Annotated in this window: 19 protein-coding genes; 2 read left to right on the forward strand and 17 right to left on the reverse strand. The window is 72.2% G+C overall.

All coding sequences use genetic code 11. From position 1 onward, the window contains the following. Positions 1–146: 146 nt before the first annotated feature. The 5 genes from ilvC to C6376_RS01775 form a co-directional block, all read right to left on the reverse strand. On the reverse strand, positions 147–1,145 hold the full coding sequence (gene ilvC / locus C6376_RS01755) for a ketol-acid reductoisomerase (RefSeq protein WP_107441775.1): 999 nt from the start codon (positions 1,143–1,145) through the stop codon (positions 147–149). Between the two features lie 118 nt (positions 1,146–1,263). Next, positions 1,264–1,788, reverse strand: coding sequence for an acetolactate synthase small subunit (gene ilvN / locus C6376_RS01760; protein WP_057584948.1), 525 nt, complete (start codon positions 1,786–1,788; stop codon positions 1,264–1,266). A gap of 22 nt (positions 1,789–1,810) precedes the next feature. After that, a complete protein-coding gene (locus C6376_RS01765) occupies positions 1,811–3,658 on the reverse strand; it encodes an acetolactate synthase large subunit (RefSeq protein WP_173985559.1) in 1,848 nt (615 codons plus the stop codon). A gap of 257 nt (positions 3,659–3,915) precedes the next feature. Further along, a complete protein-coding gene (locus C6376_RS01770; protein ID WP_173985850.1) occupies positions 3,916–6,936 on the reverse strand; it encodes a bifunctional diguanylate cyclase/phosphodiesterase in 3,021 nt (1,006 codons plus the stop codon). A 342-nt stretch (positions 6,937–7,278) separates the two neighbouring features. Further along, entirely contained in the window at positions 7,279–8,232 is a 954-nt protein-coding gene (locus C6376_RS01775) for a 2-hydroxyacid dehydrogenase (RefSeq protein WP_107441778.1), read from the reverse strand. A gap of 75 nt (positions 8,233–8,307) precedes the next feature. On the opposite strand from C6376_RS01775, the gene C6376_RS01780 reads away from it, so the two are divergent. Together C6376_RS01780 and C6376_RS01785 are read left to right on the forward strand one after the other, a co-directional pair. Next, positions 8,308–9,306 carry an aldo/keto reductase gene (locus C6376_RS01780; protein WP_107441779.1) on the forward strand — a complete coding sequence of 333 codons (999 nt, stop codon included), beginning with the start codon at positions 8,308–8,310 and terminating at the stop codon, positions 9,304–9,306. Positions 9,307–9,441: 135 nt separating this feature from the next. Next, positions 9,442–10,602 carry a sorbosone dehydrogenase family protein gene (locus C6376_RS01785; protein WP_173985560.1) on the forward strand — a complete coding sequence of 387 codons (1,161 nt, stop codon included), beginning with the start codon at positions 9,442–9,444 and terminating at the stop codon, positions 10,600–10,602. Positions 10,603–10,685: 83 nt separating this feature from the next. Here C6376_RS01785 and C6376_RS01790 read toward each other — a convergent pair whose 3' ends face one another. The 12 genes from C6376_RS01790 to C6376_RS01845 form a co-directional block, all read right to left on the reverse strand. Continuing rightward, positions 10,686–10,889 (reverse strand): DUF6191 domain-containing protein, encoded by a 204-nt coding sequence (locus tag C6376_RS01790; protein ID WP_107441781.1) that lies wholly within the window; start codon positions 10,887–10,889, stop codon positions 10,686–10,688. Positions 10,890–10,925: 36 nt separating this feature from the next. Further along, entirely contained in the window at positions 10,926–14,006 is a 3,081-nt protein-coding gene (locus C6376_RS01795) for an AAA family ATPase (RefSeq protein ID WP_107441782.1), read from the reverse strand. Between the two features lie 137 nt (positions 14,007–14,143). Continuing rightward, entirely contained in the window at positions 14,144–14,338 is a 195-nt protein-coding gene (locus C6376_RS01800) for a hypothetical protein (RefSeq protein WP_107448715.1), read from the reverse strand. A gap of 198 nt (positions 14,339–14,536) precedes the next feature. After that, on the reverse strand, positions 14,537–15,145 hold the full coding sequence (locus C6376_RS01805; protein ID WP_107441783.1) for a hypothetical protein: 609 nt from the start codon (positions 15,143–15,145) through the stop codon (positions 14,537–14,539). 35 nt (positions 15,146–15,180) lie between these two features. Further along, a complete protein-coding gene (locus C6376_RS01810) occupies positions 15,181–15,753 on the reverse strand; it encodes a GNAT family N-acetyltransferase (RefSeq protein ID WP_107441784.1) in 573 nt (190 codons plus the stop codon). Beyond that, positions 15,731–17,995 carry an MMPL family transporter gene (locus C6376_RS01815; protein WP_107441785.1) on the reverse strand — a complete coding sequence of 755 codons (2,265 nt, stop codon included), beginning with the start codon at positions 17,993–17,995 and terminating at the stop codon, positions 15,731–15,733. The genes C6376_RS01810 and C6376_RS01815 overlap by 23 nt, the downstream gene beginning before the upstream one ends. 246 nt (positions 17,996–18,241) lie before the next feature. Then, positions 18,242–18,553, reverse strand: coding sequence for a hypothetical protein (locus tag C6376_RS01820; RefSeq protein WP_107441786.1), 312 nt, complete (start codon positions 18,551–18,553; stop codon positions 18,242–18,244). Between the two features lie 86 nt (positions 18,554–18,639). Continuing rightward, positions 18,640–20,154, reverse strand: coding sequence for an Asp-tRNA(Asn)/Glu-tRNA(Gln) amidotransferase subunit GatB (gatB, locus tag C6376_RS01825; protein ID WP_107441787.1), 1,515 nt, complete (start codon positions 20,152–20,154; stop codon positions 18,640–18,642). 15 nt (positions 20,155–20,169) lie between these two features. Next, on the reverse strand, positions 20,170–20,409 hold the full coding sequence (locus tag C6376_RS01830) for a hypothetical protein (protein ID WP_030793684.1): 240 nt from the start codon (positions 20,407–20,409) through the stop codon (positions 20,170–20,172). Further along, entirely contained in the window at positions 20,406–21,908 is a 1,503-nt protein-coding gene (gene gatA, locus C6376_RS01835) for an Asp-tRNA(Asn)/Glu-tRNA(Gln) amidotransferase subunit GatA (protein ID WP_107441788.1), read from the reverse strand. Before gatA ends, C6376_RS01830 begins: the two co-directional genes overlap by 4 nt. A 5-nt stretch (positions 21,909–21,913) precedes the next feature. After that, positions 21,914–22,210, reverse strand: coding sequence for an Asp-tRNA(Asn)/Glu-tRNA(Gln) amidotransferase subunit GatC (gene gatC / locus C6376_RS01840; RefSeq protein WP_007384860.1), 297 nt, complete (start codon positions 22,208–22,210; stop codon positions 21,914–21,916). 147 nt (positions 22,211–22,357) lie between these two features. Further along, entirely contained in the window at positions 22,358–24,598 is a 2,241-nt protein-coding gene (locus tag C6376_RS01845) for a bifunctional diguanylate cyclase/phosphodiesterase (RefSeq protein ID WP_107441789.1), read from the reverse strand. Positions 24,599–24,681 lie beyond the last annotated feature (83 nt).

Genomic DNA, 24,681 nt, shown 5'->3' on the forward strand with positions numbered 1-24,681 from the left:
GCTGTGGGCCTGAACGCGTATACAGGCAGCAGTGTAGTGCTGCGGCGGAGGTCGCCTCGTGCCTCCGCGGAAGGATCACCCGTCCGTGGGTGGACGGGATGGACAACGGGGCCGGAGCATTGCGCTCCGGCCCCTGTCCCCGAGGCCTAGGCCTCTTCGTCGACCCAGCTCATCAGCTTGCGGAGCTGCTTGCCGGTGGTCTCCAGCAGGTGCTCGGAGTCCTGCTGCTTGTACTCGTTGTACTTCTTCAGACCGCCGTGGTACTCGGCCATCCACTCACGCGCGAAGGTGCCGTCCTGGATCTCGGCGAGGACCTTCTTCATCTCCGCCTTGGTGGCGTCGGTGATGATCCGCGGACCGGTGACGTAGTCGCCCCACTCGGCGGTCTCGGAGACCGACCAGCGCATCTTCTCCAGGCCGCCCTCGTACATGAGGTCGACGATCAGCTTCAGCTCGTGCAGGCACTCGAAGTAGGCGATCTCCGGCTGGTAGCCCGCCTCGGTCAGCGTCTCGAAACCGGCCTTCACCAGCGCGGCCGTACCACCGCAGAGGACGGCCTGCTCACCGAACAGGTCGGTCTCGGTCTCCTCGGTGAAGGTCGTCTTGATGACGCCGGCGCGGGTGCCGCCGATGCCCTTGGCGTAGGACAGCGCCAGCGCGAAGGCGTTGCCGGTGGCGTCCTGCTCGACGGCGGCGATGCACGGAACGCCGCGGCCCTCCTCGTACTGACGGCGCACCAGGTGGCCCGGGCCCTTCGGGGCGACCATGCAGACGTCGATGCCGGCCGGGGGCTTGATGAAGTCGAAGCGGATGTTCAGGCCGTGGCCGAAGAACAGCGCGTCGCCGTCCTTGAGGTTGTCCTTGATGGACTCCTCGTAGACCTGGGCCTGGATCGGGTCCGGCACCAGGATCATGATGACGTCGGCCTCGGCGGCGGCCTCGGCCGGGGTCACCACGCGCAGGCCCTGCTCCTCGGCCTTGGCCTTGGACTTGGAGCCCTCGTGCAGACCGACGCGGACGTCGACACCGGAGTCACGGAGCGACAGGGCATGGGCGTGGCCCTGGCTGCCGTAGCCGATGACCGCGACCTTGCGGCCCTGGATGATGGACAGGTCGGCGTCGGCGTCGTAGAACAGCTCGGCCACTTTGGGTTCTCTCCTTGGGTGCAGGTGGTGCGTCCCACCGTATGACGGAGGGCGGAAGTCAGGTCTCGGGGTCTCGGCATACGGGCGGTCGACCGACGTCGGCCGCCCGTTCCCATACTTACGCCGACCGGTCGAGGGCGCGCAGCGAGCGGTCCGTGATCGAACGGGCGCCACGGCCGATCGCGATCGTTCCGGACTGGACCAGCTCCTTGATGCCGTAGGGCTCCAGCATCTTGAGCATGGCGGTGAGCTTGTCGTTGCTGCCGGTGGCCTCGATGGTCACGGCCTCCGGGGAGACGTCGACGGTCTTGGCGCGGAACAGCTGGACGATCTCGACGATCTGCGAGCGCGTCTCGTTGTCGGCGCGCACCTTCACCAGAACGAGTTCACGGTGAACGGCCTGTCCGGGCTCCAGTTCGACGATCTTCAGCACCTCGACGAGCTTGTTGAGCTGCTTGGTGACCTGCTCCAGCGGCAGCGCGTCGACGCTCACCACGATCGTGATGCGGGAGATGTCGGCGTGCTCGGTGACGCCGACGGCGAGCGAGTCGATGTTGAAGCCCCGGCGGGAGAACAGTGCGGCGATCCGGGCCAGGATGCCCGGCTTGTTCTCTACCAGGACGGAGAGCGTGTGCTTGGACATGTCTTCTTTACGTCTCTCTCGCTCAGTCGTCTTCGTTGTCGCCGAAGTCGGGGCGGACGTCCCGGGCGGCCAGGATCTCGTCGTTGGAGGTGCCTGCGGCGACCATCGGCCACACCATCGCGTCCTCGTGGACGATGAAGTCGACGACGACCGGGCGGTCGTTGACCGAGTTCGCCTCCTCGATGACCTTGTCGAGGTCGTCCGGGGACTCACAGCGGATCGCGTGACAGCCCATGGCCTCCGACAGCTTCACGAAGTCCGGGACGCGGGTGCCCCGGGCGTCCGGGTTGACGTCGTTGGGGCCGGAGTGCAGCACGGTGTTGGAGTAGCGCTGGTTGTAGAACAGGGTCTGCCACTGGCGGACCATTCCGAGGGCGCCGTTGTTGATGATGGCGACCTTGATCGGGATGTTGTTCAGGGCGCAGGTGGTGAGTTCCTGGTTGGTCATCTGGAAGCAGCCGTCGCCGTCGATCGCCCAGACCGTCCGGCCCGGGGCGCCGGCCTTGGCGCCCATCGCGGCCGGGACCGCGTAGCCCATCGTGCCCGCGCCGCCCGAGTTCAGCCAGGTGGCGGGCTTCTCGAACTGGACGAAGTGCGCGGACCACATCTGGTGCTGGCCGACGCCCGCCGCGAAGATCGTGCCCTCGGGGGCGAGCTGTCCGATGCGCTCGATGACGTGCTGCGGGGAGAGCGAACCGTCGGCGGGCTGGTCGTAGCCCAGCGGATAGGTGTCGCGCCAGCGGGTCAGATCCGTCCACCAGGCGCTGTAGTCGCCCTGCTGGCCCTCGCTGTGCTCCTTCTGGACGGCCTGGACCAGGTCGGCGATGACCTCGCGGGCGTCGCCGACGATCGGGACGTCGGCGGCGCGGTTCTTGCCGATCTCCGCCGGGTCGATGTCCGCGTGGACGATCTTGGCGTGCGGCGCGAAGCTGTCCAGCTTGCCGGTGACGCGGTCGTCGAAGCGGGCGCCGAGGGCGACGATCAGGTCGGCCTTCTGCAGGCCGGTGACGGCGGCCACCGAGCCGTGCATGCCCGGCATGCCGAGGTGCTGCGGGTGGCTGTCCGGGAACGCGCCCAGCGCCATCAGGGTGGTGGTGACGGGCGCGCCGGTCAGCTCGGCGAGGACCTTCAGCTCGGCCGTGGCGCCGGCCTTGAGGACACCGCCGCCGACGTAGAGGATCGGCCGCTTGGCGGCGGTGATCAGCTTCGCGGCCTCGCGGATCTGCTTGGCGTGCGGCTTGGTCACCGGCCGGTAGCCTGGCAGGTCCATGACGGGCGGCCAGGAGAAGGTGGTCTTCGCCTGGAGGGCGTCCTTGGCGATGTCGACCAGGACCGGGCCCGGCCGGCCGGTGGAGGCGATGTGGAAGGCCTGCGCGATCACCCGCGGGATGTCCTCGGCCTTGGTCACCAGGAAGTTGTGCTTGGTGATCGGCATGGTGATGCCGACGATGTCCGCCTCCTGGAAGGCGTCCGTGCCGATCGCCTTGGACGCGACCTGCCCGGTGATCGCCACGAGCGGCACCGAGTCCATGTGCGCGTCGGCGATCGGGGTCACCAGGTTGGTGGCGCCGGGGCCGGAGGTCGCCATGCAGACGCCGACCCGGCCGGTGGCCTGCGCGTAGCCGGTGGCGGCGTGGCCCGCGCCCTGCTCGTGGCGGACCAGGACGTGACGGACCCTCGTCGAGTCCATCAGCGGGTCGTAGGCGGGAAGGATCGCACCGCCGGGAATGCCGAATACCGTGTCGGCGCCGACCTCCTCGAGAGAGCGGATGAGGGACTGCGCACCCGTCACGTGCTCGACGGACGCGGAGTGCTGTCCTCCGGATCGGGGCCGCGGCTGCGGATGGGCCCCGGTGGCCTGCTCGGTCATCGGCATTCTCTTCTCGATGCTGAGGGTTTTACTGAAGGTTCTGCGGGTGCTGCTGGGGGGTGGTGCGGGGGTGTCGCCCGGGTTTTGTGCAACAAAAAACCCCTCGTGCCATAAGGCAAGCGAGGGGAGCGCGCCGGGTGTAGGTCGCTGTGATCTCCGGGTCCGTCCGGACGTCACGAGCTTCAGCCGACGCGCTTGCCAAGTACGAGAATTCGGGTGCGCATGGCATTGACCCTCCCCCTGGCGCGCACCGGATGTCAAGCGGGTGGGACGGGAGTCTCATTATGTGAGCGTAGGGCACTTCCGCTCCCCAGGACGGCGGTCACCCCACTGGTGTACACCCCCGCACCGCCGCCCGCGAACGCGGGCTCGGCCGGCCCGTCGTGCGGCACCGGATAGCGGCCCGTCGCGAGCGCGCGGCGCAGCCGGTACTCGTCGAGCGGTCCGGAGAAGGCCATGCCCTGGCCGTGCGTGCAGCCCATCGCGTGCAGCGCGGCGACCTGCTCGGGCAGGTCCACGCCGTCGGCGACGGACTGCAGCCCCAGATCGGAGGCGATCCGCAGCAGCCCGCCGGTGATCTTGTTCAGCCGGGCGGACTCGACGACCCCCTCGACCAGGGTTCGGTCGAGCTTGAGGATGTCCACGGGGAGCCGGCGCAGCGCCGTGAGGGCTCCGTAGCCGCCGCCGACGCCGCCCAGGGCGATCCGGACGCCCAGGCGGCGCAGGGCCCCCAGGCGGCGCTCCAGCTCGTCCAGCGGCACCCTGGGGTCGGTGTCCGCGAGCTCGAGCACCAGCGAGCCCGACGGCAGGCCGTGCCGCGTCAGCAGCGCCTCCACCGAGCCCAGCGGCATCGAGCGGTCCAGCAGCCGCCGGGCCCCCACCCGGACGACCACGGGCAGCGTCAGCCCGCTCGCTGTCCGGTCGGCGGCCTGCTCGACGGCTTCCTCCAGCAGCCAGCGGCCCAGTTCGGCTGTCCTGTCGCTGTCCTCGGCGACCCGCAGGAACTCGGCGGGCGTGAAGAGCACGCCCTGCGAGGAACGCCAGCGGGCCTGTGCGGCGACCGACGAGATCCGGCCGTCCGAGAGGCGCACCACGGGCTGGTGCAGAACGGCGAACTCGCCGTCATGGAGCGCGGCACGCAGCCGTGTGGCCAGTTCCGCCTTGCGTACGACGTCCTGCTGCATCTGCGGCTTGTACAGCTCGACCCGGCCCTTGCCGCCGGCCTTGGCGCGGTACATGGCGAGATCGGCGTTGCGCAGCAACTCCCCCGCGCCCAGACCGGGCTCCGCGAAGGCGACGCCGATGGACGCGGCGACGCGGACCTCGTCGCCGTCGATGAGGTACGGCTGCGAGAGCGTGAGCCGCAGGCGGTCGGCGAGTTCCAGTATGTGACGCTCGCGGGCGGCCCGGTCACGGGCGCCGTCGCCGACGATCAGGGCAGCGAACTCGTCGCCGCCCAGCCGGGACGCGGTGTCGCCCTGGCGGACCGCGTCCTGCAGCCGGCGGGCGGCCTGCACCAGCAGGGCGTCTCCCGCGGCGTGGCCGATGGTGTCGTTGACGGCCTTGAAGCCGTCGAGGTCGATGAAGAGGACGGCCGTGCCCCGCAGGGCGGGCCCTCGGTCGGTGCTGCGGCGGCCGGACAGCGCCTGCTGCACGCGCCGGGTGAACAGCGCGCGGTTGGGCAGGTCGGTGAGCGGGTCGTGCTCGGCGTTGTGCTGGAGCTGCGCCTGCAGACGCACCCGCTCCGTCACGTCCCGGCTGTTGAAGATCAGGCCGCCGTGGTGTCGGTTGACGGTCGACTCGACGTTGAGCCAGCCTCCTCCGCCGGAGCGGAAACGGCACTCGATGCGCGTGGTGGGCTCGTCCTGCGGACTGGCGGCGAGGAACCGCCGCACCTCGTGAACCACGCAGCCCAGGTCCTCCGGGTGGATGAGGTGAGCCAGTTCGGTGCCCACCAGTTCCTCGGCGGACCGGCCGTACACACCGGCGGCGGCAGGGGAGACGTAACGCAGCACCCCGCTGGGCGCGGCGATCATGATGACGTCGCTGGAGCCCTGCACCAGGGAGCGGAAGTGGTTCTCCTTCTGCGCCAGTTCCTGGGTGAGGGCGATGTTGTCGAGCAGCATGATCCCCTGGCGGACCACCAGGGCGAGCACGACCGTGCCGCCGGTCAGCAGCACCACGCGGTCGACGCTGCGTCCGTTGAGGACGTTGTAGAGGATGCCCAGGGTGCAGACGGCGGCGGCCAGGTACGGCGTGAGCGCGGCCAGCGAGCCGGTGATGGGCCGGGTGGCCGGATAGCAGCCGTGGTCACCGCCCTGCGGGGGTGTCGGGGCCTGCGGGGAGGTGACCCTCCGGGCTCCGGCGCGCTGTCCGGGCAGGTGCTCGTGCACCACGCGCGTGTGTCCCTCGTCCACCGCCCGCCCGTGCCGGCGGTAGGCCGCCCAGGGCGCATACGCCAGGAGCAGCGAGCCGGCGAACCAGCCGGCGTCCAGGAGCTGGCCCGAGCGGTAGTCGTTGTGCAGCAGCGGCGAGGTGAACAGGGCGTCGCACATGACGGTCAGCGCGAGGGCGCCGACAGCCGTGTTGACCCCGGTGCGGTTCACCGCGGTGCGCCGGAAGTGCAACACCAGCACCATGCTCACCAGAGCGATGTCCAGCAGCGGGTACGCCAGCGACAGCGCCGCGTGCGCCACGCTCGGGCCGTCGAGTTCGGCGGCCTGGGCGAGGGCGAGGCTCCAGGAGAGGGTGAGCAGCGAGCCGGCGATCAGCCAGGCGTCCAGCCCCAGGCAGACCCAGCCCGCCTTGGTCACGGGACGGGCGGCGAGCACCAGCAGGCCCACGATGGCGGGGGGCGCGAAGCACAGGAAGAACAGGTCGGCGAGGCTGGGGCTGGGCACGGGCCGCCCCAGGACCACCTCGTACCACCCCCAGACCAGGTTGCCGAGGGCCGCCATCGCCGAGGAGAGCGAGAACAGCATCCAGGCGGGTCGAAAACGGACGCGGCGGATGCGCGCGTAGCAGAAGCAGGACACGGCGGCCGTGCCGGCGGCGGCGGTGAGCCCGAAGTCGCCCATGATCAACGCGAGTTCTTCCGAGCCCCAGCCGAGCGCGGCGCCGACGGCGTATCCCGCGCACAGGAAGGCCAGCAGCAGTTGGTGGACCCCGTGGGGCCCGGGGCCACCCGCGGGCGGCGCGGCGAAGCGCGGCATCCCCGCCGCAGGCCGTGTGCGCGGCGCTCCGTCGAGAAGGGGCGTGGAGGTCGGCGGCGAGCTCACCGGGCCCTCCCGGTCCGTGCCGACCCCGGGTCCCGGTGAGTGCTGCCGCCCTGTCCGCGCGCGGCCGAGCGCCAGGGTCGCCGACGGCGGCTCCGCCGCGTCGGATCGTTCGTCCATTGGCCGTGCATCGCCCGTCGCCCCCCTCAAAAGTCTGAGATGTCCGTCCCTGACGCCGATGGTGCGCGGCGTAGCCCCTGTCGGGACGATACACCAGTCTCGTCACTCAGGGACATAGTTCCTCTACTCTGCGTGACGATCACCGGCATATGCGCCCGGATGAGGTACGGACCGCGTCCGGGGGACTGCGGAGGGTGCCCGAACCGGAGCGTGGGGCCGCCGCCGTCACGTTCCGGTCGGGGCACCCGTCGTGAGGATCACGTTGCGCAGCGGCTCGCGGTTCACGAAGCGGCGCAACTGGTCGGCCAGCAGGCGCTCGGCCCGGGGCCGGAAGGCTGAGGTGGGTCCGCCGACGTGGGGGCTCACTAGTACGCCCGGCGCGCTCCACAGGCGGTGCCCCGGGGGCAGCGGCTCGGGGTCGGTGACGTCCAGCGCCGCGGTCAGCCGGCCGCTCTCCAGTTCCGCGAGCAGCGCCTCGGTGTCGACGACCCCGCCGCGGGCCACGTTGACGAGCAGCGCGCCGTCCTTCATCCGGGCCAGGAACCCGGCGTCGACGAGGCCGCGGGTGGTCTCGTTCAGGGGCGTGCAGAGGATCACGACGTCAGCGTCGGGGAGCAGGGCGGGCAGTTCGGCGATCGGGTGCACGGGGCCGCGCGCCGTCGTGCGCCACGAGCGCGCGACGCGCGCCACCCGCGCCACCTCGAAGGGCACGAGCCGGTCCTCGATGGCGGAGCCGATGGAGCCGTATCCGACGATGAGCACGTTCTTGTCGGCGAGCGCCGGCCGGAAGCCGCCGAGCCACTCCCCCCGCTCCTGGGCCCGGACGAAGTCGGGGACCCCGCGCAACGAGGCGAGGACCAGGGTGAGCGTGAGCTCGGCCGTGCTCGCCTCGTGCACCCCGCGCGCGTTGCAGAGCCGTACTCCGGCAGGCAGCGCTCCGAGGGCCGGCTCCACGTGGTCGATGCCGGCGGACAGGGTCTGCACGACCTCCAGGGAGCTCATCGCGGGCAGGGGCCGCTGCCCGACCTCGGGGGCCTTCATGTAGGGGACGACGTAGAAGGCGCAGTCGGCGGGATCCGCCGGGAAGTCCTGCTCTCCGTTCCAGAAGCGGTAGTCCGGGCCCTGCGGGAGGCCCTCGATCTCTTGCGGGGGGATGGGCAGCCATACGTCAGCACTCATGGGCGGGAGGCTATGTCAGGCCCATGCCGCGGCAGAGGTTAGGTTGGGGGCCGGGTGAGGGAGGGTTTCGAGCAGGTGGAGCGCAGGACGATCGGCGCGGGGGCGCTCGAGGTGGGTGCCGTCGGTCTCGGGTGCATGCCGATGAGCTGGGCGTACAGCGGGTCACGGCAGCGGGGCGACGAGTCGCTCAGGGCGGTGCACCGGGCACTGGACGAGGGCTCGTCCCTGCTGGACACCGCCGACATGTACGGCCCGTTCACCAACGAGCTGTTACTGGGGCGGGCGTTGAAGGAGCGGCGCGAGGACGCGTTCGTGTCGACGAAGGTCGGTCTGCTCGTCGGCGAACAGCACATCGTGGCCAACGGCCGCCCGGGGTATGTGAAACGGGCGTGCGACGCCTCCCTGCGGCGGCTGCAGACGGACGTCATCGACCTCTACCAGCTGCACCGGGCCGATCCCGAGGTGCCGATCGAGGAGACGTGGGGCGCGATGGCCGAGCTCGTCGGGGCGGGCAAGGTGCGGGCGTTGGGACTGTGTGCGGTGGGCGCGCGGGGCGGCCGGCGATCGAGCGGGCACCTGTACGACGGAACGATTCGGCAGCTGCGGCGCCTTCAGCAGGTCTTCCCGGTGAGCACGGTCGAGGCGGAGTTGTCGGTGTGGTCGCCGGAGGCGCTGGACGGCCTGCTGCCGTGGTGCGAGGCGCGCGGCGTCGGCTTCCTTGCCGCGATGCCGCTCGGCAACGGCTTCCTCACCGGCAGGCTGACCCCCGGGCAGGGATTCGAACCGGACGACATGCGTGCCCGGCATCCGCGGTTCACCGCCGAGATGATGGCCTCGAACCAGCCGATCGTCGTCGGTCTGCGCCGGGTCGCCGCCCGGCACGGCGACTCCGTGACGGCCGCGCAGGCCGCCCTGGCCTGGGTACTGGCGCAGGGCCGGCACGTGGTGCCGGTGCCGGGCGCCAAGCGGGAGCGGTGGGTGTCGGAGAACGCGCGCGCGTCCCGTCTGCGTCTGACGCCGCAGGATCTGGCCGAACTGGCGCATCTGCCGGGGGCGCAGGGATCGTGGGAGTGAGCGCCCCTGCCGGGCGCCGGAGCGGGGGGACGAGCACCGCTTTCGGGTCGACCCGGCGCCGAACGGGAACCCGGGAGGCGCCGGCGGCGTAAGACAGGTGAAGGCCGCCGAAGGAACCCGCGTGTCGAAGGGACCATGATCGTGCGACGTCGAGCTGTGTCGGCCGTGTTGGCCACGGGCGCTCTGCTGGTGACGGCCGGCTGCTCGTCCGGCGCCGGAGGGGCGCCCGGTGCTTCCGCCAGCGCGCCCCCGGGGAGTACGGCCGCGCGGACCTCCCCGGCCGCCGAGAGCACCCCGCCCGCGAAGGGCACCGTCGAAGTGGTGCGCACGGTCACCGAGGGGCTGAACACCCCCTGGGGTCTCGCTCCCCTCCCCGAGGGCGGCCTGCTGGTCGGCTCGCGCGACGAGGGCACGATCACGCGGGTGGACGAGAAGACGGGCGGGAAGACGGAGCTGGGCGAGGTGCCGGGCGTCTCCGCGGGCGGCGAGGGCGGCCTGCTGGGCCTCGCCCTCTCGCCCGACTACGCCTCCGACCACATGGTCTACGCGTACTTCACCTCGGCCTCCGACAACCGCGTCGTCCGCATGCTCTACGACGCGAAGCGACCCGCCGGCGATCAGCTGGGGGCGCCCGACACGATCTTCAAGGGCATCCCCAAGGGCATGATCCACAACGGCGGCCGGATCGCCTTCGGGCCCGACCGGCAGCTGTACGTCGGCACCGGCGAGAACGGCGACCGGGGTCTGGCGCAGGACAAGAAGTCCCTCGGCGGCAAGATCCTGCGGCTGACCCCGGAGGGCGAGCCGGCCCCGGGCAACCCCTTCCCGGACTCCCCGGTGTACTCGTACGGCCACCGCAACGTGCAGGGGCTGGCCTGGGATGCCAGGCAGCGCCTGTTCGCGTCGGAGTTCGGCCAGAACACCTGGGACGAGCTGAACGCGATCGAACCCGGCGCCGACTACGGCTGGCCGGCGGCCGAGGGCACGTCCAAGGAGGCGAAGTACCACAACCCCACGGCTCAGTGGCACACCGACGAGGCGTCTCCGAGCGGCATCGCCTACGCCGCGGGCTCGATCTGGATGGCGGGTCTGCGGGGACAGCGGCTGTGGCGCGTCCCGCTGAAGGGCACGGCCGTCTCGGCGGATCCGCAGGCCTTCCTCAGGGGCGACTACGGCCGGCTGCGCACGGTGGTGGCGGCGGGCGGAGACAAGCTGTGGGTCACCACCAGCGCCACGGACGGCCGCGGCGACCCGAAGAAGGGGGACGACCGGATCCTGGAGCTGCGGGTGACCTGACCGACGCCGTCACCTCTCCCCCGCCGCGGACCTCTCCCGCCGCGGACCACTATCGCGTCGGCGTCGCCCCCCTCTCGGGCCTCCTACGCCGGTGCCTCCCCCGGCGGAGCGTCCCTCGTCGGCTCCGGTTCGGCCGCCCGGACCACGACCTTTCCGGAGGCGAGGTCTATCGGCCCGCGCCCGGGATCGGCGTCGCCGACGTCCTCCCGGGTCAGCTCCAGCCGGTTCTGCTCGTCCCGGGTGTGCTTGCGGCCCGGTGAGAAGAGTTCCTCGAAGGCGTTGAACATCGTTCTCCTCTGCCGGGTCACGGTCGGCTTGTCCTATTATCGCGCGATCAGGCCGTCCCCGGCCGTCGGCGGGAACAGTCCCAGGCGATGTGCCACCGCTGCCGCCTCTCCCCGGCCCGAGACGTCGAGCTTCGACAGGATGTTCGAGACGTGCACGCTGGCCGTCTTCGGGGAGATGAACAGCTCCTCGGCGATCTGCCGGTTGGTGCGGCCGGCGGAGACCAGACGCAGCACGTCGCGTTCGCGGCTGGTGAGGCCGAGTGGGGCGAGCGGGTCCGCAGGGTCGGCCGGCGTGCCCGGGGCCGTGGTCCGGGGCAGCCGGGCGCGCCGGCCGAGCAGGGCGACGGCGTCGGCGAGGGGGCGGGCCCCGAGGTGGGCGGCGACCGCGTGCGCGAGGCGCAGGAGTTCGGCGGCCCGGTCGCGTGCGGCGTCCCCGCCGACGGCGAGCAGGGCCTCGGCCAGGCGGTGCCGGGCGCGCGCGAGGTCGTAGGGGCGTTCCAGGCACTCGAGGGCGGCGACGACCTCGGACCAGTCGTCCGGGTCGTCACGGCCCTCGGCGCGGGCGAGTTCGGCGTGCAGCCACAGTGCGTGCGCCTGCCAGACGGGAGCGATGGCGACGAGCTTCTTCGCCGCCCGGCGGATCCGGTCCGGCAGCCCGGCGTCGGTCCCGGCCGCCGCGTCGACCGCCGGGACCGCGTCGACCGCGGAGACCGCGGTGAGCAGCAGGGGCCAGGCGTAGCGCTGGGCGCCGGGCGGGAATCCGACCTCCAGGGCGTGTTCGAGGTGGGAGCGGGCGTCGGCGGGACGGTCCTCGGCCACGGCGAGGGCGATGGCCAGGCGGGCGAGCGGGAGATGCTGCTGCGGCATGCGTTCACTGGAGCCGGCATAGCGCTGTGCGGCGTCCAGTCGGCGGCCCGCCTCGGCGAGATCGCCGCGGGCCAGGGCGAGTTCGGCGCGCAGCGTGGCGTGCACGCCCTTGACGCCCACGCCCCGGGCGATGCGTCCCGCCTCGGCGCTCGCGCGGTCCGCCTCGTCCCAACGCCCCAGCGACAGCAGGGACTCGGCGAGGTTGCCGTGGACCCACGCCTCGGTGTCGGGCAGTCCCTGCCGTTGGGCGTAGAGCAGTCCCTCCGCCATGATCGCGACGGCTTCCCGGGAACGTCCGACCGCCTCCAGCTCGGAGGGGAGGTTCACATAGGCGTCGAGCGCGACGGTGGGGATGTCCTCGGCGAGCGCCCGGTCCTTGACCTCGGACAGTTCGGTGAGGCCGGTCTCGATGTGCCCGGCGTCGACCATGAGGATGCCCAGGATCTGGCGGGCCTTGAGCTCGGTCTCGCGGGCGCCGACCATCCGGGCGTACTCCACCGCCTGCTCGGCGGCCCGGTAGGCGTCCGGTCCCGGCACGTGGAGCGCGGACCAGCCGGCGGCGTGGGCGAGCACCTCGGCGTGCACCTCGCTGGGCGGCAGACCGCGCATCAGCTCCTGCGCCCTGGCCAGTTCCTCACGGCCGCTGCCCCGGCCCAGGGCGCGCACCAGACGGGAGCGCTGCACCCAGAACCAGGCGGCGCGCCGGGGGTCGCCCGCTCCGTCGTCCAGCAGCCGCAGCGCGCGCTTGGCGATCTTCAGAGCGCGCTCGCGTTCCCCGCAGTAGCGGCCCGCGACGGTGGCCTCAGCCAGGAGGTCGAGGTAGCGCAGCGGGGTGGTGGCGGGGGCAGGGCCGCCGCCGGGCACCCCTTCGGGCCGTTCGGGCGGGCAGGAGGGATACACCTCGGTGTGGTCGACGGGACGCAGCGCGGCCCGCACCTCCTCCGGTGCGGCCTCCCACAGCTCCATCGCCCGCTCCAGAAGCCGTAGTTGCTCGCTGTAGGCGCGCCGGGAGCGGGCTTCGACGGAGGCGTCGAGGACGGCGGGCAGGGCCTTGGCCGGATCGTGGGCGTGGTACCAGTAGCTGGCCAGCCGCATGACGCGCTCGTCGGCGGGGACGAGCGTCGGGTCGGCCTGCAGGGCCTCGGCGTAGCGGCGGTTGAGGCGGGAGCGTTCCCCGGGCAGGAGGTCGTCGCTCACCGCCTCGCGCACCAGGGAGTGGCGGAAGCGGTAGCCGTCCCCGCCGGGCGCCGCGAGCAGCAGATGGGCGTTGACAGCGGCGCGCAGGGCCTCGATCAGATCGTCCTCGGCGAGCCGGGCGACGGCGTCCAGCAGGCGGTACTCGACGGTGGAGCCGCCTTCGGCGACGATCCGGGCGACGTTCTGGGCGCTGTCGGGCAGTGCCTCGACGCGGACGAGGAGCAGGTCGCGCAGGGAGTCGGTGAGGCCGGTGCGGCAGCCCTCGTGGGCGGCGACGGCGAGTTCCTCGACGAAGAAGGCGTTGCCGTCGGAGCGTTCGAAGATGGCGTCGACCTGCTCGGGGTCGGGTTCGCGGGCCAGGATGCCGGCGATCTGGCGCCCGACCTCGTCCCGGGTGAAGCGGGCGAGTTCGAGACGCCGAACGGTGCGCAGCCGGTCGAGTTCGGCGAGCAGGGGGCGCAGCGGGTGACGGCGGTGGATGTCGTCCGCGCGGTAGGTGGCGAGGACGACGAGGCGGCCGCTGCGCAGGGTGCGCAACAGGTAGGACAGCAGGTGGCGGGTGGAGGCGTCGGCCCAGTGGAGGTCCTCCAGGGCGAGGACGACCGTGCGGTCGGCGGCGAGGCGTTCCAGGAGGCGTGCGACGAGCTCGAAGAGCCGGGCCGTGCCCTCCTCGTCGTGGCGTCCGGCGGTGGCCTCCCCGCACTCCGGCAGCAGCCGGGCGAGTTCGTCCTCCTGTCCGGCGACGGCGGCCGCGAACTCGTCCGGCAGGGCGCGGCGCAGGGCCCGCAGGGCGGTGGAGAACGGGGCGAAGGGCAGTCCGTACGCGCCCATCTCGACGCAGCCGCCGACCGCGACGACGGCGCCCCCGCGGCCGGCTGTCGCGGCGAACTCCTCGACGAGCCTGGTCTTGCCGACCCCGGCCTCGCCGCCGACGAGCAACGCCTGGGGCTCTCCCGCGGCGGCGCGGGAGAGCGCGTCGTGCAGGATGTCCAGCTCGTCGGAACGGCCGACGAAGACGGGGCTGACGGACCTGGTCTCCACGGGGGCGAGCATCGCACGCGGGCACGAGGGGGGCCCAGCGGTTATCGCCGGGCCCCCGGTGCGCGGGGACCGAGGTGTTCCCCCGGCGGGTGTGCCCCCGGTGGGCGGGCGGCCGACCTCCGTGCGGCCGCCCGCCACCGGCGCGGCGGTCACGCCGTCCGGGGGAACCGGAGCCGGCGCGTACGGTGGCTATGGGACTCCGACTCGGCGCCCCCGTCCGCGCGTTCGGCGGCGGCGCGGCGGGCCGCGCGAGCGCCTCGGGCGGCGGTGCGGGCGAGCCCCTCGTCGGCGGCCCGACGGCGCAGTTCGGCGGAACGGGCCTGGTGGAGCTCGTACTCGTACATGGTGTGCATCCCCTGGGAGATCGGTTTCGGCTTCGCTTGTCCGCGATGCCTCGACCTTCGTCTCCCAGGGGGGTCCGCCGCATCGGGAGAGTTCCGCATCTTCGGCGGGCGGCGGGGCCTTAGACGCGCCCGAGGGGCCTCAGAGCCGGCCGTAAGGTGCTTACGGCCGTCCTGAGACCCCTCGTGGTCTGCGGGAACTCAGCTCCCGGGCAGGGCGAGCAGCGCGTCGGTGTACTTGAGCACGGCCAGCAGCAGACCGATCACGCCGAGCGTCACGCCCGCCCAGGAGACCGACTTGATCCAGGCCGCCTGCGGCCGGTCCGGGCTGCCGAAGGCCGGGCGGGCCAGCACGACGACGCCGACGACCAGCGCGGTGAGCGCGAACAGGCCGGCGCACAGGGCGGTGATCTGCCAGGGATCGCCGTAGCTCTCCTTGAGCTGAACGGCGATGCTCGGGGTCCCGCTCGCCGAGTTCTCCATCTGACCGAGAATGGATTCGCGTTGGGCGGCGATCGTGCCGACCCAGCTGCCGGTCAGCGACACGAAGCCGAGGACCGCGGAGACGACCGCGCCCGCGCCCTGCCCCACGCCGACGGACTCCTCCCCGAGCCCGTCCAAGTCGTCTTCGGCCCGCGCTTCCCGCACGCCGCTCTCCCGGGAGTCCGCGAGCTCCCCGGAGTCCTCGGGCTCGGTCTCCGTCGCCGCCCGGTCGTCGGCGTCGGTCCTGGTGACGTCCACCTTCTCCTCGTCGCTCGTGGCCCCGGCGCCGGATTCGGCCCCGGCCTGGTCAGCAGTCTTGGTTCCCATACCTCGCACCGTACGGACGCTCTCTGAGAGGTCCCTTAATGATCGTTGTGAGCGGCGGCCGCGCGAGCGTCGCGCCACTCCTGGGCCAGCACGGACCACACCTCGAGGTCGTGCCGCTCCCCACGATAGGGGTGGGCCTGGCGGCGGACGCCGTCGCGGGTCATGCCGAGCCGCCGGGCGACGTTCAGACTGGCCGTGTTGCCGGCGGAGGCGATCCACTCGACCCGCTGGATCCCGCGCTGCTCCACCGCGTGGTCGATCAGGACCCGCACGGCCCGGGTGATCAGCCCTCGTCCGGTGGCGGCGGGCTCCAGCCAGCAGCCGACCTCGCAGTTACCGCTCCCGGCGTCGAAGTTCAGCAGGAGCGCACCGCCCACCAGGCGGCCGTCCAGCCACAGGCCGTGCAGCGAGCCGGTGTCGGCGGCGCGCATGTCGGCGTATCTCTGCAGCGTCACCCGCGCGGTCGCCACGTCGACGGCCTTCGTGCCGAAGGGGGCGTAGCGGTTGATGAAGTCCCGGCCGCGCTGCAGGTGTGTCAGGAACTCCTCGGCGTGCCAGGGCTCCAGGGGGCGCAACTCGGCTCCGTCACCCAGCGATATCGCGTACATCCGGCCGCGGCTCCCTCTCCAGTTCCTCCATCGCCCCGGGGAGCTTCTCATGGGCGGCCCGGCACTCGGGCGGTTCGATGCTGATCCGCGGCAGGCGCCGGTCGAGCGCGCGGGGCAACCACCAGTTGGCGCCGCCGAGCAGGTGCATGAGGGCGGGGACGAGGAGGGCACGCAGGACGAAGGCGTCGAGGGCGACGGCGGCGGCGAGCGCGATGCCGAACATGGCGATCACCCGGTCGCCGCTGAGCACGAAGGCGAGGAAGACCGAGATCATGATGACGGCGGCCGAGTTGATGACCCGGCTGGTCTCGGCGAGGCCGATACGGACCGCGCGCCGGTTGTCGCCGGTCTCCAGCCACTCCTCGTACATCCGGCCGACCAGGAAGACCTGGTAGTCCATGGAGAGCCCGAACAGCACCGAGACCATGATCACGGGGAGGAAGGGTTCGATGGGACCGGCGCGGCCGAGTCCCAGCAGGTCGCTGCCCCAGCCCCACTGGAAGACGGCCACCACGATCCCGAAGGCGGCGGCGACGGCGGCCACGTTCATGACGGCGGCCTTCAGCGGGATGCCCACGGACCGGAACGCCAGCAGGAGCAGCAGGCAGCCCAGTCCGACGACGACGCCCACGAAGAGCGGCAGCTTGTCGACGATGACGTCCGCGAAGTCGTCGTAGCCGGCCGTGACGCCGCCGACCTGCACGTCGAGGGAGGTGCCCGCCTCGGCGCGGGGCAGCACCTCGGTGCGCAGCCGGTCGACGAGTTCGCTGGTGCGCTGCGACTGCGGGGCCGAGTCGGGGACCACGGTGAGATACGCGGTGCGGCCGCCGGAGCCGAAGGTCACCGGTGACACCGACGCCACACCGTCCGTGGTGCGCAGGGCGGTGTCGAGGTTGTCCAGGGCGAGCCGGTCCTCGGCGCCGCCGACGCGGGTCACCAGGGTCAGCGGGCCGTTGACGCCGGGCCCGAAACCTCCCCCGCTCTCGGCCGCGCTCGAGCGCGAGGCGCCTCCGGCAAGGAGGTCGTAGGCCTGGCGGGTGGTGGCCGTTTCCGGGCCGTTGCCCTGGTCGGAGGTGCCGAGGCGGAGGGAGAAGGTGGGCAGGGCGAGCACGCCGATGACGACCAGGGCGAGCGCGCCGAGGAGCTTGGGACGGCGCTCCACGAACGCCGACCAGCGCGCGGCGAGCCCGGTCGGGAGCTCCGGCTGGGGTCCGTGTTCGGTGAGGCGGCGGCGTTCACGGCGGCTGAGGGCGCGCATGCCGATGAAGGACAGCAGGGCGGGCAGCAGCGTCACGGAGGCCGCGACCGTGAGGACGACGGTGAGCGAGGCGGCGATCGCCACGCCGTTGAGGAAGCTCAGGCGCAGGACCAGCATGCCGAGCAGGGCGATGCACACGGTGGCTCCCGCGAAGACGACCGCGCGCCCGGTGGTGGTGACGGCGTTCGCGGCGGCCTCGGGGACCGGCAGCCCGCGTTTCAGCCCGCGCCGGTGTCGGGTCACGATGAACAGGGCGTAGTCGATGCCGACGCCCAGCCCGATGAGCATGCCGAGCATGGGCGCGAAGTCGGCGACGGTCATGGCGTGCCCGAGCAGCACGATCCCGGCGTAGGCGGTGCCGACGCCCACGAGGGCGGTGGCGATGGGCAGCGCCGAGGCGGCGAGCGAGCCGAAGGCGAGGAAGAGCACGACGGCGGCCACGACCACGCCGACGATCTCGGCGAGGTGCCCGCCGGAGGACTCGGTGAGCGCGATGGCGCTGCCGCCCAGTTCGACCTGGAGCCCGTCGCTCTCGGCGGCCTTGGCGGTGTCGACGACGGCCCGCGCCTCGCCCTCGTCGATGTCCTCGGCGCGGTCCTCGAAGGTGACGGTCGCGTAGGCGGTGTGCCCGTCCTTGCTGATCCGGGCCGTGCCCTGGTCTCCGTAGGGGCCGGCGACGGAGGCCACCCCGGGGAGGCCGGCGATCTTCTCCAGCGTCCGGGTCATGGTCTGTTCGACGTCCGCGGCGTCCACGGAGCCTGTCGTGGTGTGCCAGACCACGGTGTCGCTGTCGCCGCCGAGATCCGGAAAGGCCTCGGTGAGCAGCGAGGTGGCACGGCCGGACTCGGTGCCGGGGACCTCGTAGTCGTTGGAGTACGCGGAGCCGGCGACGGCGGCCGCGGTGGCGGTGCCTCCCAGGGCGATGAGCCAGAGCAGCACCACCATCAGGCGGTTGCGGACACACCAACGCGCGAGGGCTGCCACAGCTGTGCTCCCGGAGGACGAATTGTGGATCTTTGACCGGGAATCAGCCAGCAAAGAACGTATGAGCGATCTGGGATCACTCTTGCAGGTGAAAAAGATCGAATGACACGTTCGTGTGTCTTTTCACAAGAGTGGGAGACACGTCACAGGACAATAACGGCGTCCTTGTCGGGCCATGTCGGCCTCGTCACAGCGGGCCGCGCCGGTCACGACAGCGAGCCGCGTCGGTCGCCACGCCCGGCCGCGTCAGTCGGACTGGTCCCCGATCGCCATGACCATCACGCCGACGACGAGCAGCCACAGCGCGCGCCGGGTACGTCCCCGGGAGCCGAGGAACGCGGCGAGCGCGCAGACGGCGGCGCCGAGCGCGTAGGCCGACGGGACGAGAGCCGGGACGGAGCGGCCGAGGCGTATGAGGGACGCGGCGAGGCCGGCGAGGGCGAGCAGGACTCCGGCGACGGTCGCCGTCCAGCGGGCCCGCCGGGCCTCCTCGGTGCCGTACTCCTCGTCCGGGTCCTCGGTGTCGCTGTGGGCGTCGGAGTCGGTTCGTGCACTCATGGCGGGCGAGCGTAGCGCGTCCGGCCGGGAACGCGGCCAGGGGTGCACCGGCGAACCGGTGCACCCCTGGTGGCTCTCGAGGGGGATCAGCCCTCGCTGACGCCCAGCTTCTCCAGGATCAGCTCCTTGACGCGGGCCGCGTCGGCCTGACCGCGCGTGGCCTTCATCACGGCGCCGACCAGCGCGCCGGCCGCGGCGACCTTGCCGCTGCGGATCTTGTCGGCGATGCCCGGATTGCCGGCGATGGCCTCGTCGACGGCCGTGCCCAGCGCCGAGTCGTCGGAGACGACCTTCAGCCCGCGCTTGTCGACGACCTCGTCCGGGGTGCCCTCGCCCGCGAGAACGCCCTCGATGACCTGGCGGGCCAGCTTGTCGTTGAGGTCGCCCTTCGAGACGAGCTCGGCGACCCGGGCGACCTGCTGCGCGGTGATGGCCAGTTCGTCGAGCGCGACGCCCGACTCGTTGGCACTGCGCGCCAGTTCGCCCATCCACCACTTGCGGGCGGACGCCGCGTCGGCCCCGGCGTCGATGGTGGCGACGATCAGCTCCAGCGCGCCGGCGTTCAGGATCGACTGCATGTCGTTGGCGGACACGCCCCACTCGGCGACCAGCCGGTTGCGGCGGGCCAGCGGCAGCTCCGGCAGCCCGGCGCGGATCTCCTCGACCCACTCGCGGGACGGAGCGACCGGGACGAGGTCGGGCTCCGGGAAGTACCGGTAGTCCTCGGCCTCCTCCTTCACGCGGCCCGAGGTCGTGGACCCGGTGTCCTCGTGGAAGTGGCGGGTCTCCTGGACGATCGTGCCGCCGCCGTTCAGGACGGCCGCGTGCCGCTGGATCTCGAAGCGGGCCGCACGCTCCACGGACCGCAACGAGTTCACGTTCTTCGTCTCGGAGCGCGTGCCGAACTTCTCCCGGCCGTGCGGGCGCAGCGACAGGTTCACGTCGCAGCGCATCTGGCCCATCTCCATACGGGCCTCGGAGACGCCGAGCGCCTTGATGACCTCGCGCAGCTCACGCACGTAGGCCCGGGCGACCTCGGGGGCACGCTCGCCCGCGCCCTCGATCGGCTTGGTGACGATCTCGATGAGCGGGATGCCGGCCCGGTTGTAGTCCAGCAGCGAGTGGGACGCGCCGTGGATGCGGCCGGTGGCACCGCCGACGTGCGTCGACTTGCCGGTGTCCTCCTCCATGTGGGCGCGCTCGATCTGCACCCGGAAGGTCTCGCCGTCCTCCAGCTGTACGTCGAGGTAGCCGTCGAAGGCGATCGGCTCGTCGTACTGGGAGGTCTGGAAGTTCTTCGGCATGTCCGGATAGAAGTAGTTCTTCCGGGCGAAACGGCACCACTCGGCGATCTCGCAGTTCAGCGCGAGACCGATCTTGATGGCCGACTCGATGCCGATCGCGTTGACGACCGGGAGCGCGCCGGGCAGGCCGAGGCAGGTGGGACAGGTCTGCGTGTTGGCGTCCCTACCGAGCTCGGTCGAGCAGCCGCAGAACATCTTGGTCTTGGTGCCGAGTTCGACATGGACCTCGAGGCCCATGACGGGGTCGTACGACGCCAGCGCGTCCTCGTACGACACCAGGTCGGTCGTGGTGGTCACGGTGAAACTTCCCTCTCAGCCCAGCAGGACGTCGTCGTCGCCCAGCCGCTTCAGCTCGCGGTAGAGGATGGCGAGGCCGGTGACGATGGCGACGGCGGACACGGTGGCGTCGATCAGGACGAGCGTGTCCTTCTCGGCGCGGGCCTTCCTCAGCCGCTTGGCGACGCCGATCGCGCCGAAGGCGGTGCCGGCGATGGACAGGTACGTGCCGGACTTGGACTTCTTGAAGCCCTTGGCCTTGTTCAGTGCACTCACAGCGACGGAGCCTCCTCGATGAGCGGGTGACCCCACCTTTCCACGAAGGCGGCCTCGACGGCGGCGCCGACCTTGTAGAGACGGTCGTCCTTCAGCGCCGGGGCGATGATCTGCAGACCGACCGGGAGGTTGTCCTCCGGGGCGAGACCGCAGGGCAGCGACATCGCCGCGTTGCCCGCGAGGTTGGTCGGGATGGTGCACAGGTCGGCCAGGTACATCGCCATCGGGTCGTCGGCGCGCTCGCCGATCGCGAAGGCGGTGGTCGGCGTCGTGGGCGACACGATCACGTCGACCTGCTCGAAGGCCTTCTCGAAGTCCCGCGTGATGAGCGTGCGGACCTTCTGCGCCGAGCCGTAGTAGGCGTCGTAGTAGCCGCTCGACAGGGCGTACGTGCCGAGCATGATGCGGCGCTTGACCTCGGGGCCGAAGCCCGCCTCACGGGTGAGGGAGGTGACGTCCTCGGCCGAGCGGGTGCCGTCGTCGCCGGTGCGGCGGCCGTAGCGCAGGCCGTCGAAGCGGGCGAGGTTGGAGGAGCACTCGGACGGCGCGATCAGGTAGTACGCCGACAGCGCGAGGTCGAAGGACGGGCAGTCCAGCTCGACGATCTCGGCGCCCAGCTCCTTCAGCAGCGCGACGGACTCGTCGAACCGCTGGATGACGCCGGCCTGGTAGCCCTCGCCGCGGAACTGCTTGACGACGCCGACGCGCATGCCCTCGACGCTGCCGTTGCGGGCGGCCTCGACGACCGGCGGGACGGGCGCGTCGATGGACGTGGAGTCCAGCGGGTCGTGCCCGGCGATGACCTCGTGCAGCAGCGCCGCGTCCAGGACCGTGCGGGCGCAGGGGCCGCCCTGGTCGAGGGAGGACGAGAAGGCGACCATGCCGTAGCGGGAGACCGCGCCGTACGTCGGCTTCACGCCGACCGTGCCGGTGACGGCGGCCGGCTGGCGGATGGATCCGCCGGTGTCGGTGCCGATGGCGAGGGGCGCCTGAAAGGAGGCGAGCGCCGCGGACGAACCGCCGCCGGAGCCGCCGGGGATCTTGGTGAGGTCCCAGGGGTTGCCGGTCGGGCCGTAGGCGCTGTTCTCGGTGGAGGACCCCATGGCGAACTCGTCCATGTTGGTCTTGCCGAGGATGACGACGTCGGCGGCCTTCAGCCGCTTGGTGAGCGTCGCGTCGTACGGCGGGATCCAGCCCTCGAGGATCTTCGAGCCGACGGTCGTCGGGATGCCCTCGGTGGTGAAGATGTCCTTGAGCGCGAGCGGGACGCCGGCCAGCGGGCCGAGCTTCTCGCCCCGCTCCCGCTTCTCGTCGACGGCGCGGGCCTGCGCCAGAGCGCCCTCGCGGTCGACGTGCAGGAAGGCGTGGACCTTCTCGTCGACGGCCTCGATACGGGCCAGGTGGGCCTCGGTGACCTGGACGGCCGTGAGCTCGCCGGAGGCGATCCTCGCGGCGGTCTCGGCGGCGGTGAGCCTGATGATGGTGACGTTGTCCGTCATGGCGGTTAGTCCTCCCCCAGGATCTGCGGCACCTTGAAACGCTGCTGCTCCTGGGCCGGGGCGCCGGAGAGCGCCTGCTCGGGGGTGAGCGACGGACGGACCTCGTCCGCCCGCATGACGTTCGTCAGCGGGAGCGGGTGCGAGGTCGGCGGTACGTCTTGGTCGGCGACCTCGCTGACGCGGGCAACCGCGCCGATGATGTCGTCCAGCTGTCCCGCGAAGTGTTCGAGCTCTTCGGGCTTCAGCTCCAGACGCGCCAGCCGGGCGAGGTGGGCGACCTCCTCGCGCGTGATGCCAGGCATGCAGCGTTCCTCTGGGGTGGAGTGAGTGTGTGGTCTGGGCCCAATCCTAGGGTGCTGGGCCCCGTGCCCGTGAAACGCTTCGGCACCGGCCCGCGAGAGCTGCCCGCCCGCGGCCTGTGGAAGCCGCCTGCCCGCGGCCCGCAGGGGCTACTCGTCCGCGGCGGCCGCCGGCAATGCCGCCCGCGGACGCTGCCAGCCGCGCGAGCCCCTGGCCCGCAGCCACGCCGTCGTCTCGTCGGCCGGCATGGCGGCCGCCACCAGCCAGCCCTGGACGGCGTCGCAGCCCAGGTCGCGCAGGCGTTCCCAGGTCTCGTCGTCCTCGACGCCCTCGGCCACGACCAGGAGCCCCAGGGAATGCGCGAGGTCGACCGTGCAGCGCACGATCTCCGCGTCCTCGGCGTCCACGGCCAGCCGCGCCACGAAGGAGCGGTCGATCTTCAGCTCGCTCACCGGCAGCCGGCGCAGGTGCACGAGGGAGGAGTAGCCGGTGCCGAAGTCGTCGAGGGACATCTTCACGCCGTGGCCGGTCAGCCCGTTGAGGGTGTCGGCGGCACGCTGCGGGTCCTCCAGGAGGACGTGTTCGGTGATCTCCAGCTGGAGCGCCCCCGGCGGCACTCCGTGCCGGGCGAGGCGCGCCGCGACCGATCCCGCGAAGCCCGGCGTGTGGACGTCGCGCGGGGAGACGTTGACCGCGACCGGCACGAACAGCCCCTGGGCCCGCCACCGGGCGACCTGGCCGAGCGCCGTGTCCAGCACGTACTCGGTGAGGTGCGGCATCAGCCCCGACGACTCGGCGATCGCTATGAACTCGTCCGGCGGGACCTTCCCGCGCTCCGGGTGCACCCAGCGGACCAGGGCCTCCAGCCCGGCCACCTGCCCGTCGAAGCGGACCTTCGGCTGGTAGTGCAGCTGCACCTCGTGCGCGTCGAGCGCGCGCCGCAGGTCGCCCAGCAGGCCGAGCCGGTCGGGGGTGTTGGAGTCGCGCTTGGACTCGTACACCTCGACGCCGGTGCGGTCCCGCTTGGCCTGGTACATCGCCACGTCGGCCCGGCGCAGCATGCCCTCGGCGTCGAGCGCGTGGTCGGGGAAGACGGCGACGCCCGCGCTGGCCTCCAGGACGAGGGTGAGCCCGTCGAGGTCGAGCGGCGAGCTGAGGTCGGCCACCAGTCCGCGGGCGACCCGGGTCGCCGAGGTGGTGGAGTCGGCGACGGGGAGTAAGACGGCGAACTCGTCCCCGCCGAGCCGGGCGACCTCCGCTCCGCGCGGGAGGGCGAGCTTCAGCCGCTCGGCTATCTGGAGCAGCAGCCGGTCGCCTGCGAGGTGTCCGAGGGTGTCGTTGACCGAGCGGAAGCGGTCGAGGTCGATCAGCATGAGGGCGGACCGGGCGCCGATGCGCTCGGCGTCGTCCAGGGCGGTCCAGATCCGCTCCAGGAGCCACTGACGGTTGGGCAGTCCGGTGAGCGGGTCGCGCAGCTGCTCCTCGGCGCGGGCGCGGGCCATCCACAGGGTGGAGTCGAGGGCGACGAGCGGGATGGCGAACAGCGGCAGCAGGATCGGCTTGGCCATGGCCACCACGCAGATCAGCGGTGCGATGCCGAGCAGGGCGACGGCGACCAGGCCCTGTCTGACCAGGGCCGTCCGGGCGACGGTCGGCAGTCCGCCGAGGCGGGGGGCGTGCAGGTACCAGAGCAGGACCCGGGTGACGGCGAGATAGGCGACGGCCACCAGGACCACCTGCGGGCCGGTGTAGACCGTCCAACTGTCGGGCGTCCAGGGGTGTTCCACGGACGGTATCCGTCCGCAGGCGGCCAGCAGCAGGGCGCCCGCGCCGATGCCGAGGACGTCCACCGCGCCGTGCAGGACGCCCTGCCGCCAGCGGTGGCGCCGGGCTACGCCGACCAGGACGACCACGGTGAGGCTGACCAGGCCGGCCGGCACCCACCCGTACAGCAGCAGGACGGCGAGGGTGAGGGCGGCGCCGGAACCGGTGCCGGCCCACCACCGGGCGCGCCCGAGGAGGACCAGGTGGCCGACGACGACGCCGGCGAGGACGGCCAGCGCCCAGCCGGTCGTGCCGGACGGGAAGAGGGCGTGGTGGTCGGTGTGGGCGCGGGAGAAACCGGCGCCGAGGACGAGGGCGGCCGCCCCGACGACCGAGGCGGGCAGGGTGGGCCAGGAGAGCCGCCGGTCTGCTTCGGCGCCGGGCGCCCCGGGAGGCAGGGCGGGGAAGCCGCCTTCGAGGACGGGACGCGGTGCGGTGTGCGGCACGTACGTCTGCCCGGCCGGCCGCCGTTCGGAGCGCCCCGCCCACCGGTTTCCCCACCGGACGCCGGCGACCCGGCGCCGGCGCAGCCATGACTCCGGGGCGGCGCTCTCGGTCGGTTCCATTCCCGTCCCTCTCACAGCCGGCGGTGCCCACGCCACGCGGCCCGTTGCCCTGACAACCCTGGGCACGGCAGGCGCACGTCACA

The sequence above is a fragment of the Streptomyces sp. P3 genome (assembly GCF_003032475.1).
Classification (GTDB): Bacteria; Actinomycetota; Actinomycetes; order Streptomycetales; family Streptomycetaceae; genus Streptomyces.